Annotated in this window: 13 protein-coding genes; 7 read left to right on the top strand and 6 right to left on the bottom strand. The window is 57.3% G+C overall.

The window, feature by feature from the left end:
- Window positions 1–87: 87 nt before the first annotated feature.
- Window positions 88–744 (bottom strand): fructose-6-phosphate aldolase, encoded by a 657-nt coding sequence (fsa, locus tag QMZ18_RS04635; protein ID WP_282605055.1) that lies wholly within the window; start codon window positions 742–744, stop codon window positions 88–90.
- Between the two features lie 127 nt (window positions 745–871).
- On the opposite strand from fsa, the gene QMZ18_RS04640 reads away from it, so the two are divergent.
- The 7 genes from QMZ18_RS04640 (at window position 872) to QMZ18_RS04670 (ending at window position 9,421) form a co-directional block, all read left to right on the top strand.
- Window positions 872–3,199: a primosomal protein N' gene (locus QMZ18_RS04640; protein ID WP_282605056.1), complete on the top strand. Its 2,328-nt coding sequence runs from the start codon at window positions 872–874 to the stop codon at window positions 3,197–3,199.
- A 260-nt stretch (window positions 3,200–3,459) separates the two neighbouring features.
- A complete protein-coding gene (locus QMZ18_RS04645) occupies window positions 3,460–4,020 on the top strand; it encodes a F0F1 ATP synthase subunit delta (protein WP_282605057.1) in 561 nt (186 codons plus the stop codon).
- A complete protein-coding gene (gene atpA / locus QMZ18_RS04650; protein ID WP_282605598.1) occupies window positions 4,020–5,549 on the top strand; it encodes a F0F1 ATP synthase subunit alpha in 1,530 nt (509 codons plus the stop codon). The genes QMZ18_RS04645 and atpA overlap by 1 nt, the downstream gene beginning before the upstream one ends.
- 48 nt (window positions 5,550–5,597) lie before the next feature.
- Complete coding sequence (locus QMZ18_RS04655; RefSeq protein WP_282605058.1) at window positions 5,598–6,494, top strand: F0F1 ATP synthase subunit gamma; 897 nt, start codon at window positions 5,598–5,600, stop codon at window positions 6,492–6,494.
- 57 nt (window positions 6,495–6,551) lie between these two features.
- The gene (gene atpD, locus QMZ18_RS04660; RefSeq protein WP_282605059.1) at window positions 6,552–7,976 is read left to right on the top strand and encodes a F0F1 ATP synthase subunit beta; all 1,425 of its coding nucleotides are present in this window, start codon (window positions 6,552–6,554) and stop codon (window positions 7,974–7,976) included.
- Window positions 7,977–8,017: 41 nt separating this feature from the next.
- On the top strand, window positions 8,018–8,422 hold the full coding sequence (locus QMZ18_RS04665) for a F0F1 ATP synthase subunit epsilon (protein WP_282605061.1): 405 nt from the start codon (window positions 8,018–8,020) through the stop codon (window positions 8,420–8,422).
- Window positions 8,423–8,602: 180 nt separating this feature from the next.
- Window positions 8,603–9,421 carry a ferritin-like domain-containing protein gene (locus tag QMZ18_RS04670; RefSeq protein WP_282605062.1) on the top strand — a complete coding sequence of 273 codons (819 nt, stop codon included), beginning with the start codon at window positions 8,603–8,605 and terminating at the stop codon, window positions 9,419–9,421.
- Between the two features lie 19 nt (window positions 9,422–9,440).
- On the opposite strand, the gene QMZ18_RS04675 is transcribed toward QMZ18_RS04670, so the two are convergent.
- The 5 genes from QMZ18_RS04675 to gpmI form a co-directional block, all read right to left on the bottom strand.
- Window positions 9,441–9,947 (bottom strand): RNA pyrophosphohydrolase, encoded by a 507-nt coding sequence (locus QMZ18_RS04675; RefSeq protein WP_282605063.1) that lies wholly within the window; start codon window positions 9,945–9,947, stop codon window positions 9,441–9,443.
- Between the two features lie 30 nt (window positions 9,948–9,977).
- Window positions 9,978–11,471, bottom strand: a complete 1,494-nt coding sequence (locus QMZ18_RS04680; protein ID WP_282605064.1) for a divergent polysaccharide deacetylase family protein — start codon at window positions 11,469–11,471, stop codon at window positions 9,978–9,980.
- A 469-nt stretch (window positions 11,472–11,940) separates the two neighbouring features.
- Window positions 11,941–13,242: a S41 family peptidase gene (locus QMZ18_RS04685; protein ID WP_282605065.1), complete on the bottom strand. Its 1,302-nt coding sequence runs from the start codon at window positions 13,240–13,242 to the stop codon at window positions 11,941–11,943.
- The gene (locus QMZ18_RS04690; RefSeq protein WP_282605066.1) at window positions 13,242–14,702 is read right to left on the bottom strand and encodes a murein hydrolase activator EnvC; all 1,461 of its coding nucleotides are present in this window, start codon (window positions 14,700–14,702) and stop codon (window positions 13,242–13,244) included. The genes QMZ18_RS04685 and QMZ18_RS04690 overlap by 1 nt, the downstream gene beginning before the upstream one ends.
- Window positions 14,702–16,276 (bottom strand): 2,3-bisphosphoglycerate-independent phosphoglycerate mutase, encoded by a 1,575-nt coding sequence (gpmI, locus tag QMZ18_RS04695; protein ID WP_322097129.1) that lies wholly within the window; start codon window positions 16,274–16,276, stop codon window positions 14,702–14,704. The genes QMZ18_RS04690 and gpmI overlap by 1 nt, the downstream gene beginning before the upstream one ends.
- Window positions 16,277–16,399 lie beyond the last annotated feature (123 nt).

A 16,399-nucleotide genomic window follows, 5' to 3' on the forward strand; every position in this document is an offset into this window, starting at 1 on the left:
TTTGCCATCCTCCCGAATCACGCTGCACTGGGAGGTTATCGTCATGTCAACTGAGAGCCGGATTTACCGACTCCCAGCGTTATCCTATCACAGAATCGACTGTCCGGTCTTGGCCCAGTCCGCCAGAAAAGCGTTCAGGCCTTTATCGGTCAGCGGATGATTGAACATGGCCTTCAACACGCCGGGAGGGATCGTTGCGACATGCGCGCCCATTTTTGCGGCTTCGATCACGTGCAGCGGGCCGCGCACTGAGGCGACCAAGACCTGAGTATCGATCGACGCGTAAGCATCGTAAATCTCGACAATTTCTGAGATCAGCTCCAGGCCATCGATACCGATGTCGTCCAGACGGCCGACGAAGGGGGAGATGTAGGTTGCGCCGGCTTTGGCAGCCAGCAAAGCCTGCGCTGCGGAGAAGCAGAGGGTCACGTTGACCTCGGTCCCGGCGTCGGAAAGAACTTTGCAGGTTTTGAGGCCGTCCGGGGTCAGGGGTACCTTAACCGCGACATTCGAAGCGATGGCAGCCAGTTTCCGGCCCTCGGTCAGCATGGTCTCGTGATCTGTTGCGGTCACTTCGGCGCTTACCGGTCCCGGCACGATATCGCAGATTTCCGCCACGACTTCGAGGAAATCGCGGCCGGTTTTCGCGACCAGAGAAGGGTTGGTCGTGATCCCGTCAACCAGGCCGGTTGCTGCCAGTTCGCGGATTTCCGCCACGTCGGCCGTGTCTATGAAGAACTTCATGCGCCCAAGCACACCTTTCTGTATAGATACGCGGCGAACGGGCTTGTGAAAGCTTCGTCGACGCGCATAGTTGATGTCTCCAATCGCGTGATAACCGCTTACAGGCGGTACGTCCAGAGTGTAGCCGATGCCCGACCGCCATGCCAGTTCCGCCCGGCCTTCGTCAAAGGGCCAGAACGGTGTGTTGCCTGGAATGCAGGAGCCCTCGGCCTCTGTCGCGGTTCTTCTACCGCTGCCACTGAGTCACCCCTACGACTATAAGGTTCCAGCCGGCATGGATGTGCAACCAGGCGATATCGTGCTGGTGCCCCTGGGAAAGCGCGAAGTGACCGGCGTCGTATGGGATCCTCCAGCGGTCGAAGCTGAAGCGCACTCGACAGACGAGAAGCCGGAGATGGTCCAGGAGCGCTTGCGCCCTATCTTACGCCGCTGTGCCGTGCCGCCGATGACTCCAATTCTACGGCGTTTCGTCGAATGGATTGCAGACTACACAATGGCCCCTCAGGGTGCCGTGCTGCGCATGGCTTTGTCGGTGCCTGACGCCCTTCAGGCGCCGAGACCGGTCCTCGGTGTCCGGCTTGCCGAAGGCGATCCGTCAAGCGGGTTCAAGTGGACCGATGCGCGGAAGCGGGTGATATCAACGGCGGCTGATGGGATAGCGTGGTCAGTGGCGGATTTGGCGTTGGCTAGCGGAGTTGGATCTTCCGTCGTGCGTGGATTAGTCAAGGCAGGTGTGCTGGAACAGGTTGAAGTGTCGTCGCCGCGCCGTTTCGATTTACCTGACCACAAGCTGGACCCACCGGAATTCTGGGGTGATCAAGCCGATGCAGTCGCCAGATTGAAGGCATTGGTCGAGTCCAATGCCTTTTCGGTTCATCTGCTGGATGGGGTAACTGGGTCAGGGAAGACGGAGGTTTACTTGGAGGCGGTTGCGGAGTGTCTCGCGGCGGGGCGGCAAGCCTTGGTGCTTTTGCCTGAAATTGCGTTGTCAGGTCAGTGGCTCGAGCGCTTTCGACACCGTTTTGGTGTTGCGCCGGCACAGTGGCATTCGGATCTAACGCCCGGGCAGCGCCGTACCACTTGGCGTGCCGTGGCCGAAGGGGAGGCCCGGGTCGTGGTTGGGGCGCGTTCCGCCTTGTTTCTGCCTTACGGTGAATTGGGTCTGATTGTAGTCGACGAGGAGCATGAATCTGCCTTCAAACAAGAAGATGGAGTCTGTTACCATGCCCGAGATATGGCGGTGGTGCGGGCGCGACTCGGCGAGTTTCCCATTGTACTGGCCTCTGCCACGCCGTCGCTGGAGACACTCACCAACGTCAAGAACGCGCGCTACGGCTGCTTAAAACTGCACCGGCGGCATGGCGGCGCAGAGTTGCCGTCCATCGAATTGCTCGATCTGCGCCGCGATAAGCCCACGCGAATCGACGGACTCGGACAAAGCTGGCTCGCACCGTCGCTTCGCGCCGCAATCGAAGAAACCCTGGCAGCCGGTCAGCAGGCCATGCTGTTTCTCAACCGAAGAGGCTATGCGCCCTTAACACTTTGCAGAACCTGCGGTCATCGCCTGCGTTGTCCACATTGCACGGCGTGGCTTGTCGAACACAGAGGGCGAAACGTCCCTTCTCAGGATAGCGAAGGGTTGAGCGGAGACCTGCAATGCCATCACTGCGGATACCGCTGTCGGCGACCCGAATGCTGTACCGAGTGCGGCGACAGTGATTCCTTTGCCGCTTGTGGTCCGGGGGTTGAACGGATCGCGGAGGAGGCAGCCGTCCTGTTTCCCGACGCGCGGCGGGGCGTAATGGCGAGCGATACTCTCACCGGCCCAAATGCTGCGGCAAAAATGGTGCAGGCCGTGCAGGATGGCGAAATCAACCTCTTGATCGGCACCCAGGTCGTCGCCAAAGGGCATCATTTTCCCGATCTGACGTTGGTTGGCGTAGTGGATGCTGATTTGGGGCTTTTCGGTGGCGATCTCCGTGCTTCCGAGCGCAGCTATCAGCTTTTGCATCAGGTTGCCGGTCGAGCCGGTCGCGCGGAACAACCAGGAAAGGTGGTTTTGCAAACGGCCGATCCCGATCATCCGGTCATGCAAGCCTTGCAATCGGGGGATCGGGATAGTTTTTTTGAAATGGAATCGCAGATGCGGCAACGCTCTTACCTGCCGCCCTTTGGGCGTTTGGCGGCTCTGATCATTTCCAGTCCGGTGGAAGCGGACGCCGATGGATTCTGCAGAGATCTGGCGAAGCGGGCACCCGGCTACAAGGGGATCGAAATTCTCGGACCCGCCCCGGCACCTATGGCTCTTCTGCGTGGCCGCCATCGACGCCGTTTCCTGTTGAAAACCCGGCGCGACCTATCGCCCCAGACCGTTATACACGAATGGATTGCAGGGATCAGACTGCCGAGCCGCCTTAGGCTTCAGATCGATATCGACCCCTACAGTTTCTTCTGATTTTCTCCCGATTTGATGATTTCGTGCTGCGTGAGGCATTTTGCGTGGAATCGCGGGCATAGGCCTAGGATTTCAGTTCGGATTTTGGGACTTGGTGCAGGGCATTGCGGCTTTGGTCCGACTCGTCTTGCAACGCTCCGATGACTATGATACCAAACGCGCGCTCGGGGCGGGGTAACCTGCTCTTAACGGATCTTGTACGTCAGGAATGACCCAACGGGCAGGGTCAATTTTTCCGGTTTTCTTTGGGGGCATCTGGCTTGGCTAGCGAAGACACGAGCTTGAGCGGCTTGGCAGGGCGTTATGCATTAGCGCTTCTGGAACTTGCCGACGATAAAAAAGAGCTCGACACGGTGGCCGGTGATCTGCGTGGTTTGAAGCAGATCCTGGTGGAAAGCGAAGATTTGCGTCGGCTGGTTGGCAGCCCGCTCTACTCGCGTGAGCAGCAGAGTAAGGCGATTTTGGCGGTTCTTGAAAAGGCCGAGGTCAATGAATTGACCCGTCGTTTCGTCCTGGTTGTCGCCGATAATCGCCGCCTGTTCGTTCTTTCTCAAATGATTGATGCTTATCTTGCCGAATTGTCGCGGCGCCGGGGTGAAGTGACCGCCAAGGTGACCAGTGCGCAAGATCTCTCAGATTCACAACAGCAAGCTCTCACCGAGGCCTTGAAAAAGTCCATGGGAGACAAAGTGCAGGTCGATGTGACTGTCGATCCTGCGCTGATTGGTGGCATGATCGTTAAGGTCGGAAGTCGCATGATCGACAGCTCGCTGCGCAGCAAACTACAAAGATTACAACTCGCCATGAAAGGGGTTGGATGATGGACATCCGCGCCGCCGAAATTTCCGCCATCCTGAAAGACCAGATTGAGAATTTTGGAACCGAGGCGGATGTCGCCGAAGTCGGTCAGGTTCTCTCTGTGGGTGATGGCGTCGCCCGTGCTTACGGGCTCGACAACGTCCAGGCCGGTGAGCTGGTCGAATTCCCTGGCGGTATTAAGGGAATGGTGCTGAACCTCGAAGTCGACAACGTCGGTATCGTGCTGTTCGGCGATGACCGCGGCATTAAGGAAGGCGACACGGTCAAGCGGACCGGTGCCATTGTCGACGTGCCGGTCGGTAAAGGCCTGCTGGGCCGCGTTGTCGATGCGCTCGGTAATCCCATCGATGGTAAAGGTCCTCTCCAGGACGTCGTTCGCAGCCGTGTCGAAGTGAAGGCCCCCGGCATTATCCCACGGAAATCGGTTCATGAACCGATGCAGACCGGCTTGAAGTCGGTTGACAGCCTGATCCCCATCGGACGTGGCCAGCGAGAGCTGATTATTGGTGACCGCCAAACCGGTAAGACCGCGATTGCGCTGGACACCATCATCAACCAGAAGCCAAGCAACCAGGGCGACGACGATACCAAGAAGCTCTTTTGTATTTACGTCGCTATCGGTCAGAAGCGTTCGAGTGTCGCGAAATTTGTGAAAACTCTCGAAGATGCCGGTGCGCTGGAATACTCTATCGTTGTGGCTGCGACAGCATCCGAGCCTGCACCGCTGCAGTTCCTGGCGCCTTACGCCGGTTGCGCGATGGGTGAGTTCTTCCGTGACAACGGTATGCACGCCGTCATCACTTATGACGATCTTTCCAAACAGGCCGTTGCTTATCGTCAGATGTCGCTGCTGCTTCGCCGTCCTCCTGGTCGTGAAGCTTTCCCAGGTGACGTTTTCTATCTTCACTCACGCCTTCTCGAGCGTGCGGCAAAGATGGGCGATGACGCAGGTAATGGTTCCCTGACGGCGCTGCCGATCATCGAAACTCAGGCCGGTGACGTTTCGGCGTATATTCCGACCAACGTGATCTCGATCACCGACGGTCAGATCTTCCTCGAGACCAACCTTTTCAACAAGGGTATCCGCCCGGCCGTCAACGTCGGTCTGTCGGTCTCTCGCGTGGGCTCTTCGGCGCAGATCAAGGCGATGAAGCAGGTTGCGGGATCGATCAAACTGGAGTTGGCTCAGTATCGTGAGATGGAAGCCTTCTCGCAGTTCGCTTCGGACCTCGATGCCTCGACCCAGCGTCTGCTGGCCCGTGGCGCGCGTCTGACCGAACTTTTGAAACAGCCGCAGTATAAGCCGCTGACGGTTGAAGAGCAGGTCGTTGTCATCTACGCAGGTGTACGCGGTTATCTCGACAACATCGAAGTGAAGCAGATCGGTGATTTCGAGCAGAAGCTGCTGTCGGAAATCCGTGGTAAGGGTGCGGATCTTCTGGAGACCATCCGTACGGAAAAAGCGCTGTCGGGAGAGACCGAAGAGAAGCTCAAGTCCTTCATGGACAGTTTCTCCAAGACGTACGTCTGACAGCAATCGTAATCAGCGGACCCGCGAACCAGGAAGCGTAACGGCGATATGGCGAGCCTTAAGGACCTAAGAAACCGGATCTCGAGCGTCAAGTCGACGCAGAAGATCACCTCGGCCATGAAGATGGTGGCCGCGGCGAAGCTGCGCCGTGCGCAGGAGCAGGCCGAAGCTTCGCGCCCTTATGCGGAGCGGATGGACAGGATGCTGGGCTCTCTGGCCGATTCGGTTGCCGGTAAGGCCGGTGCACCCGCTTTGTTGGCCGGCAGCGGCAAGGATGATGTTCATCTGATCATTGTCGGCACTGCTGATCGCGGTCTGTGCGGCGGTTTCAACAGCTCGATTGCCCGGGAAAGCCGGCGTCAGATCACTGCGCTCAAGGCCGCTGGCAAGACTGTTAAAGTCTTGTGTGTCGGCCGTAAGGGGCGGGATCAGTTGCGTCGCGATTTTTCGGATCTGATCATCGACACCATCGAAGATATTGCCAAGCCGGCGTTGAAATTCGATAGCGCCCAGGCGATTTCGGATCGCGTGATCGCGATGTTCGATGCTGGTGAAATTGATGTCTGCACGATCGTTTATGCCGAGTTCAAGTCCGTGATCAGTCAGATCGTTACGAGCCAGCAGCTGATTCCCTTCGTTGCATCAGCGAAGGAAGAGGATGAGGCTAAGGCCGGCGCGGAAAACGACAAGCTGGTCTACGACTACGAGCCTGAAGAAGAGAAAATTCTTGCCGACCTGCTGCCACGCAATCTGGCAGTGCAGATCTATAAGGCTCTTCTTGAAAACAACGCCAGCGAGCAGGGTGCGCGGATGTCGGCTATGGACAGCGCCACACGCAACGCCGGTGATATGATCAACAACCTGAACCGGGTCTACAACCGGACTCGTCAGGCGGTCATTACCAACGAACTTATTGAGATTATTTCCGCCAAGGAAGCAATGTAACGGCCTTAAACTGGCCGTTACCCTGGTGGTGCGAGAGGCATTGAGGAGCGATAACCCATGGCAAAAAACATTGTCGGCAAGGTCACCCAGGTGATGGGTCCGGTTGTTGACGTTCAGTTCGACAGCGATCTGCCGCCGATCCTGAACGCGCTGGAGACCACAAACGACGACAAGCGTCTGGTTCTTGAGGTTGCACAGCATCTGGGCGAGAACACGGTCCGGACCATTGCGATGGACGCGACCGAAGGACTGGTCCGCGGTCAGGACGTTGCAGACAGCGGCGCCCCTATTTCGGTGCCTGTTGGGCCCGGCACACTGGGCCGCATCATGAATGTCATCGGTGAGCCGATTGATGAGCGTGGTCCGCTGGAAACCACCATGACCTCGCAGATCCACAAGCCTGCGCCTGAGTACGTCGATCAGTCGACGGAAGCTGAAATTCTGGTCACCGGCATTAAGGTTGTTGACCTGCTAGCACCGTACGCAAAGGGCGGTAAGATCGGACTCTTCGGCGGTGCCGGTGTTGGCAAGACGGTTTTGATCATGGAGCTGATCAACAACATCGCAAAAACCCACGGCGGTTATTCGGTTTTCGCCGGTGTTGGTGAGCGGACCCGTGAAGGTAATGACCTCTACCACGAGATGATCGAAGGCGGCGTTATTAAGACCGATGGCGATGGCTCCAAAGCCGCGCTGGTCTACGGTCAGATGAATGAGCCACCCGGAGCCCGTGCCCGCGTTGCACTCTCCGGTCTGACCCAGGCAGAGTACTTCCGTGACGAAGAAGGCCAGGACGTTCTCTTCTTCGTGGATAACATCTTCCGTTTCACCCAGGCCGGTTCCGAGATCTCGGCGCTTCTGGGACGTATCCCTTCCGCCGTTGGTTATCAGCCGACGCTGGCCACCGATATGGGCGGAATGCAGGAGCGGATCACGACGACCACCAAGGGTTCGATCACCTCGGTACAGGCCATTTACGTTCCTGCCGATGACTTGACCGACCCGGCGCCTGCGACCTCTTTTGCTCACTTGGATGCTACGACCGTGCTGTCGCGCGCGATCTCTGAGCTGGGCATTTACCCGGCCGTTGATCCGCTCGACTCCACAAGCCGTATCCTGGAGCCGTCGGTCGTTGGTGAAGAGCACTACAACATCGCGCGTGAAGTTCAGCGTGTGCTTCAGTCCTACAAGGACCTGCAGGATATCATCGCGATCCTGGGCATGGACGAGCTGTCGGAAGAAGATAAGCTGACTGTTGCCCGTGCCCGTAAGATGCAGCGCTTCCTGTCACAACCCTTTGACGTTGCCGAAGTCTTCACCGGCAGCCCGGGCATCCAGGTGCCGCTCGACGAGACGATCCGTGGCTTCAAGGGCATCCTGGCCGGCGAATACGATCACCTGCCTGAGGCTGCCTTCTATATGGTCGGTGGCATCGACGATGCCGTCGAGAAGGCCCGCAAGATGGCTGCGGAAGCAGCCTAGGGCGACGATCGCACATAGAATAGCGAAATTGGAACTGGCTGATGCCTGAAAACAAGGTTGAATTCGAGCTGGTCTCGCCCGAGAAACTCCTCGTTTCTAAGGACACCGACATGGTCGTGGTTCCCGGCGAAGAGGGCGATTTCGGTGTCTTGCCGCGCCATGCGCCGATGATTTCGACCGTTCGGCCGGGTGTGATCTCGATTTACGAGGGAAAGACTGTTTCCGAACAGATCTTTGTTGCGGGCGGTGTTGCCGAGGTGACGCCGACGCGCTGCACGGTTCTTGCGGAGCAGGCGCAGCCGATTTCGGAAATCGATCCTGCGGTCGCTCGGCAGTCTCTTCAGGATGCCAAAGAGGATCTTGCCGACGCTAAGAGCGACGCCGAGCGCAAATCAGCTGAACGACAGATTGCCGTCAGCACCGCGATGATCCGGGCCATAGCCTGAGGTCATTCCTCGCGGCTGCTGCCTGCCTCTGATGCGAATCGGAAAACAGTATTTTAGTTAGCTGTGAATTATGGGGGCGTTTCGCCCCCATTTTTCTTTTGTTACGGTCCGGTGACAGTTATCCGCCAGTGTGATATTTAGCGGTTCGACGATTGTTGCCACCAAGTCGGATTGCAAAAGATGGCCTACGAACACTGGTCCCTGGACGACATTGATTGGGCGGCTTTCGAGCCGGCGAAGGTCGATCCGGAAATCCTGAAGATCATCAAAGCCGCAAGCATGGTTGAGTACAACGGTGCTGACTATGCGATCTATCTCTGCAATGTTTTCCCCGATGATCCTGAGTTTCAGGACGCCGTAAACCTGTGGGCGGAAGAGGAAATCCAGCATGGCGCCGCTCTGGCGCGTTGGGCGGAGCTCGCTGACCCGAGTTTCGACTTTAAAAGCAGCTTTAAGCGCTTCACAGACGGCTATAGCCTACCTTTGGATGCTTCGACCTCCGTACGTGGAACCCGCTCTGGCGAGCTGGTTGCGCGCTGTATCGTGGAGGTCGGCACGTCGTCCTATTACACGGCATTGGGCGATGCCTCTGAGGAACCGGTCCTAACCAAGATCTGCCGCCTGATCGCAGCCGATGAGCTGCGGCATTACAAACTCTTCTATACTCATCTGAAGCGCTATCTGGAATCCGAAAAAATCGGCAAGGTGAAGCGAGCGCTCATTGCTCTTGGCCGTATCACTGAAACCGAAGACGATGAACTCGCCTATGCATATTTTGCGGCGAACGGCGAGGGTGAGGTCTATAACCGCAAGCGTTGGTCAAAGGCGTATATCCAGCGTGCCGCCGGTTACTATCGGCCGAAACACCTGAATCTCGGTGTTGCAATGACTTTCAAGGCGGCCGGCCTGAACCCGCAGGGCCGTTTGGCCAGTTGGGCGTGCCGTGCCGGCTATTGGGCCGTACAGCGGAAGGCAAAAGGCTTAAAAGAAGCCGCGTGAGATTTTCGAAGCTGTCGGATTATGCAGCCAGATGTCTGAACTCTTCGATAATCTTACGATAGAGGTCACGTTTGAACGGTACAGCAAATTCCGCGACTTCACCAATGCCGACCCATTTCCAGGCCGAGAATTCAGGATGCTCGGTTTCGATGTTTATGGTCTCATCGCCGCCACGCAGACGTAATGCAAACCACTTCTGGGTTTGCCCTCTATAACGCCCTTTCCAGAGCCTGCCGACAAGTTCCCGTGGCAGGTCGTAGCTATGCCAGTCTGCACTTTCCGCCAGGATCTCAGCGTCGGCAGTACCAATCTCTTCTTCAAGTTCCCGGAGCGCGGCGTCTCTGGGAGCCTCACCTTTGTCGATACCGCCCTGAGGCATCTGCCAGGCCTCGCTACGCATATCATTACGCTGGGCTACGAAAACCTCGCCTTTGGTGTTTAGAACGAGGAGGCCCACGCATGGCCGATAGGGCAGCTTATTGATCGCGGTTTCACTCAGGACTGCTGTCGTCTTATTTTTCGACATTTGATTCTTACTCTAGAGTGTCGATGACCGTCAGTGGTCAGTCTTTTTGGGATCTTGCCCAGGTGTTTTGGCCTTCGGGACAGATTTCTTTTCGGGTGTCTTCTGCGCAAGGCGCTGCTGTTTGGCGGATTCCTCAGCCAGTATCGTAATTGGTACCAGCACGATACCTCGCTTTTCGACCTCCGCACTCCATTCTGCAAGACGTTCGACGGTTACGGGGAACGGCCGCCCCATAGCCACTGCGCTGCCAAACTGCAGGGCAATCCGCTCGACCTGTGCCAGACGGGCGTCGATCGCATCGCGGCTTGCGAGCGGCACATCGACGTAGCGGTGACTGCTGACCGCAGGAACGCCCAGCTCGTCGGCCAGGCCAGGGCCCAGGCTATCCTCATGCTCAGCGTTGTCCAGATAGATCAGTCCACGATCCTGGAGTGCCTCCATCAGTGGTCGCATCTGGCGAGGTGAACCCACAAAACGGGAACCCATCCAGACCGCAACGCCGACATAACCTGTGCTGCGATTGAGAGACCAGTCGAGGCGGTTCAGATTTTCCTTTGGTTCCAGAGCGGTCAAAAGTGCCTTGGGACCCGGGTCGCGTTGCGGAAAGTCGACCGGCTCCAACGGCAGGTCCAACATAACCTCGTGGCCGTTGGACCGGGCCAGCGCACTCAGGTATTCCAGGGATCGCGGTTTAGCATAAGGACTAAAGGAAAGGGTGATGGCCGGCGGTAGCTTTTTGATGATTTCTTCCGCTGCGGTTCGGGCGTGGCCCAACTCCGAGAGAATAAAGGCGATCCGTGGTTTTGGGTTGCCTTTGCTATCCTTCAACCAGCGTCGGTCGACGTTTTGGCGATGGCGCTGCCAGAGCGGCAGGCTGTTGTGGTCAGGGGCCACGACCCTAGGCAAGGCGGCTTCCTGGACGGTTTCTGGTTCGCCAGAGGCTTGAGAAGCCAGCGTCGGCGCAGGTTCTTCGGTCGTTGCGGCTTCATGAGACTCATCAGTTCCCTCGTGACCGCTGGGCGTGTCGACCGATTCAACCTCTCCACTGCCATGCGTTTCGTCTGGCACAGTGGTGTTTTCGGGGGCGTGCGCTGCAGCGTCATCTTCACCGTGAGAAGCGCTGGACTCAGAGGATTCTGCCTCGTGGCCCTCGCTGTCACGGGCCGACGCTTCGGTGGCCGTTTCTACTCCGGCGGCCTGTTTCGCCGGTGTACCATGACTCTCTTCTTCGTTGCTGGCGTGTTCGACCGGTTCCGCCGAAGTGTTGTTCGAATTACCGTCTTCGAGAGATTCGGCAACATGCCCGTCGTCTTCGCCGTGTTGGCCGTTTCCGCCGTGTTCACCGTCCCCGCCGTGTTCACCGTCCCCACTGGCTTCTTCGGTTGTTGCAGCTTCTCTGTCATTCTTCCGGGCAGCGTCATCTTCTCCCTGATTCTTGGATTCAGACACGTGGGATTGTTCGCTGGATTGTCCGGGAGTTTCCTTGGCTGCGACCTGCTCCGTTGGGGGGTCGGATAGGTACACGTATGCGATCCCGCCGGCGATAACGCCGATGAGGCTCAACCAAGCAACGACCAGTGCTAATCGGTTGCGAGACAGAGTCTTACGTCCTTTCAAGGCTCTCGTTTGCAGACCGTTGGCTTGCAGATTGCCTGAACATCCTTGAGCCTGCAGTCTGCGAAGTGTCTAAAATGCAAACTATATGGCAAAACAGTTACTTAATTCTGCTTCTTCGCGCAGGTTTGCAAAAAAATTGGAACAATGCAGGAATCTGGCTTCAGGTGATTTAAGAAATTAATTTAAAATCAATTTCTTACGCCAGTTTTCGGACTGACCTTGAGTCGGAAACCGGTCAAACTGAAAAAGCTAAACCACCCGGCAATCACTGATCTCTGCGATTGCCGGGTGATCGGAAGCTGTGCAACCTGTTGGTTGCTTTGTCAGACAGTTCTCCGGAGACTGAGTCCTTGAAGTAACGGCCTCCGGATTAGACTTAGTTTGTCGCACGCTCACTGAAAAGCGACAGACCGCGTAGCAGATCGATGGCCCGGGCGAGTTGATAGTCCGCAGGAGCTTCTTCCGTGTTAGCGTTCGCTTCGCCGTCGGCAGCTGGTTGGCTGTCTTCGCCGCCACCGGTCGTACCCGGATTTGCCAATGCCCCACGGAGATCAGCTTCGCTCCGCTGTGGGCCTGAAGTAAGCGCTTCGATGCGGGCCTGTTCAACCTCGATGTCGGGGACGATGCCTTTGGCCTGTATCGAACCACCAGACGGTGTGAAGTAACGTGCCGTGGTCAGTCGCATTGCGCCATGCCCCGCGAGCGGGATGATGGTCTGGACCGAGCCTTTTCCGAAGGACTTCGTGCCCAAGATAATTGCCCGGCGATGATCCTGCAGAGCACCGGCCACGATTTCGGACGCCGAGGCAGACCCACCATTGATGAGTACGACAATGGGCAGACCGTCTACCAGATCACCCGCGCGGGCGTTGTAGCGCTGAGTGTCTTCTGATTCGCGGCCACGGGTTGAAACGATTTCGCCCTGCTCCAGAAAAGCGTCGGAGATGGAAATGGCCTCCGTCAACAGGCCGCCAGGATTGTTGCGCAGATCAAGCACCAGCCCGGACAGATTGCTGCCGAGTTCCTTCTTGATGTCTGTGATTGCGGCTTCGACACCTGGAGTGCTCTGCTCATTGAAGGAGGTTACGCGCACGTAGCCGATATTTCCTTCCACCCGGCTGCGGACTGAGCGAACCTTGATGACATCACGGGTAATGACCAGATCGAAGGGATCAACGCCTTCACGGCGAATGGTAACCTTCAAGTCTGTATTGACCAGGCCACGCATACGCTCGACCGCTTCGGCCAGGGTCAGACCGAGGACGGCCTCGCCATCCAGATGGGTAATGAAGTCACCTGCCTGAACACCCGCCCGGAAGGCCGGTGTATCGTCGATCGGTGAAACGACTTTTACGAAGCCATTCTCCATTGTCACTTCGATCCCAAGACCGCCAAATTCGCCGCGGGTCTGAACTCTCATGTCCTTGAAGGACTTTTCGTTCAGGTAGCTCGAGTGTGGATCCAGTGAGGAGAGCATGCCCTGGATCGCGGACTCGATTAGCTCCTCATCCGTGGCCTGCTCGACATAGTCGGATCTGACTCTTTCAAAGACATCGCCGAAGAGCTTGAGCTGCCTGTAGGTTTCGGAGTGTTGTTCGTTGTCCTGCGCGACTGCACTGCCGAGCGGGAATAAAAGTACCACTGCAGCCAGAGCGGCCGCCTTCTGCAATTTTAGCATTAACCTCGTACCTTATCGCCAGTTGCCGCCAACCAAGGCAGCGGATTGATCGCCTGTCCGTTTCTTCGGAGTTCCAAGTAGAGTTCTGGTTTGTGAACCCCGTCGCCGGTCATTACGCCGATCGGCTCTCCCGCTAGTATCCATTGGCCGACAACCGCGTCTACGCGTTCAACACCGGCCAGTAGTGTATGATATCGTTTGCCGTGCTCTATGATCAAGATGAGGCCGTAACCTCGAAACTCGCCAGCATAGACCACTTTACCATCAAACGGAGCGATCACCTGAGCGCCCTCGCGCGTTGCAATGGTTATACCTTTCGAGGCTGGCCTGCCGCTTTTGCCCTGTTGGCCATAGCGCTTCAGTAGCCGCCCGTGAGCCGGCATCAAAAGTTCGTTACGGGCCGCAACCGGGAAGGTTCTGATGTTTGCTGGCCGTTCAAGGGCTGTGGCATCCGGCTGCTGTGTCCCGGCAGAAGCAACCTGTTGTCCGCTAGCTGCAGATGCGGTGTCGGTTGATTCTACGGTCGTGGGAGGCGTGCCGGGCGCAAGCAACCGACTTTGTAATTCGGCCTGGTCGTTGCTTTGCGTAAGGGCGGCCAAGCGCTGTTGTTCTTCAGTGACTTTGCGCTGACGTTCACGCTCAAGCTGTTGCTTTTGCTCTAATTGAAGAGCCAGCCTGCGCTCCTGTTCCCGCTGTGCAGCTTCATGTGCGATGCGTTCCCGTTCGGCCGCCTCGCGTTCAATCTTTTGGATGAGGTCTCTGAGATCCTGAGCGTCGCGTGCCAATCGCGCCATCCGGCGCCCCGAATTCGTCTGTTGTTCCGCCGTCCGGGACTGTAGGCGGCGCTTTTTGTTGATCAAGGCGGTCAGCGTTTTCCGCTCTTCGCTGAGCTGCTTGCCGGCGGCGTTGACATCCACGCGCTCTCGTTCAATTCGGACCCGAAGGTGATCAAGTTCGTCGAGATCCTGCTTTAACCGATCAGCCTTAAACTCCAATGCCGGCACCGCGACTTTCAACAGTGTTGCCGACCGGACTGCGTCGAGGGGCGAACCAGGAGCGGCGACCAAAGCCTCTGGCGGCAAGAGGGCGATCCTTTGCAGCGCGCCCAGAGTTCTGCCAAGCTGTCGCCGCTGACGCTTCAATGCTGCAGATTTGGCACGCTCCTCGTCTTCGAGGCTGACGATTGTCTCTTCAATGTCGGAAAGCTCAGATTCGAGATCCAGAGTCTTGCGTGCGACGTTGATCATACGGCCTTTCAACAGCCGCAGTTCGAGCTTTACCTCTTCGGATTTCCGGGCCAGGTTTTCGGAATTAGCCTTGCTGCGCTCGAGGTCGCGTTCGATGTTCTCCAAGTCTGACGATTGTGCGATAACCAAAGGTGTTGCTGCGACAAGAACAGCAACACCTGCAACGATCGCAAAGATCGCCGTCGTTCGCTTGGTCGCGAACGATCCAGCCATTACTCGGCGGCCGCGTCCGAAGCCGCCTCCGCTGAAGCAATCAGCGAGTGGCCGGTCATTTCGGATGGAAGCTGAAGCTTCATCAGTGTGAGGATGCTTGGTGCGAGATCCGCTAAACGGCCGTCGCGGAGTGCGGTGATCTCTGCGGGCGGGTTGACCAGAATCAATGGTACCTTGTTCATAGTGTGGGCGGTATGAGGTTGCCCTGTGGCAGGGTCAGACATCTGCTCGGCGTTACCGTGGTCGGCGGTGACCAGCATCGTGCCGCCGACCCGTTCGATGCTTTGTTCCAGCCGTCCGATACAGGCATCGATAGTTTCGACGGCTTTCACCGCAGCTTCAAGATCGCCGGTGTGTCCGACCATGTCGCCATTGGCGTAATTGCAGACGATAAGGCTAAATTCACCTGAATCGATCGCCGCGCACAACTTGTCTGTCACCTCGGGTGCTGACATCTCCGGTTGCAGATCGTAGGTCGCAACGTCCGGAGATGGCACGAGGACGCGTTCTTCACCTTCGAAGATCTCTTCACGTCCGCCGTTGAAAAAGAAGGTCACGTGCGCGTACTTCTCGGTTTCGGCGATACGGAGCTGCTTCAATCCGGCGGCCGATACGACTTCGCCGAGCGTCGCGGTTAGATCGGCTGGCGGGAAGATCGTAGTCATGAAGGCGTTGAGCTGGCTGGCGTACTCGACCATACCCGCAGCTGCGGAGAAGGAAGTTGTCCGCTTACGGGCGAAGCCGTCAAATCCCGTATCCAAGAGCGCGGACAGAATTTCGCGCGCCCGGTCGGCGCGGAAATTAGCCATCAGCAGGCCATCACCGTCGGTCATGCCGCTATAGTCGCCGATGACTGTCGGCAACACGAACTCGTCGTTTTCGTCGCGTGCGTAGCCTAACTCCACGGCTTTCAGAGCATCGTCCGCGCGTTTGCTGTCGCTATCCTGGGTACCCTCGACCATGGCATGATAGGCTTTGGTGACGCGGTTCCAGCGTTTGTCCCGGTCCATGGCGTAGTAGCGGCCGGAGACACTGCCAATAACCGCATGCGGCGCGTTCTGCAGGAAATTCTCGAGAAAGCCAAGGGCCGAGCGCGGGGGCGTATCTCGGCCATCCAGGAACGCATGGACGATTACCTCGACACCCAGACCGTGGAGGGTTTCAACCAACTCGGCGATGTGCTTTTGATGGGAGTGAACGCCACCGGGTGACAGCAGTCCCATGACATGGGCTTTACCGCCCGTGGCTTTTAGCGCATCAGCGAATTCAATCAGGCGAGGGGAGCGGGCAAAGGATCCGTCTGCAATCGCACTGTCGATTCTTGGCAGGTCCTGCAGGACCACACGCCCAGCGCCAAGATTCATGTGACCGACTTCCGAATTACCCATCTGGCCGACTGGCAGGCCGACTTCCAATTCAGAAGCATCGACCAGGGCATTGGGACAGGAACTCGTCAAGCGGTCTAGAACCGGTGTCTTGCCGATGCAAATTGCGTTGTGTTCGCAAATCTCTCTGTGTCCCCAGCCGTCAAGGATGCAAAGGACGACGGGGCGAGGCGGATTCAGGCTGTTCATGCGGGAGTTATAGGCTCATTTTCGTTGGATCTACAGTGTTTTTGCCCGAGTAAATTATGTGGTTTCCGCTGTCATGAACAACATCATTGCGGCTTTCACCAAACTAGTATGACTCGTTGGCTT

The organism is Pelagibius sp. Alg239-R121, assembly GCF_947331435.1.
Taxonomy (GTDB): domain Bacteria; phylum Pseudomonadota; class Alphaproteobacteria; order Kiloniellales; family Kiloniellaceae; genus Denitrobaculum.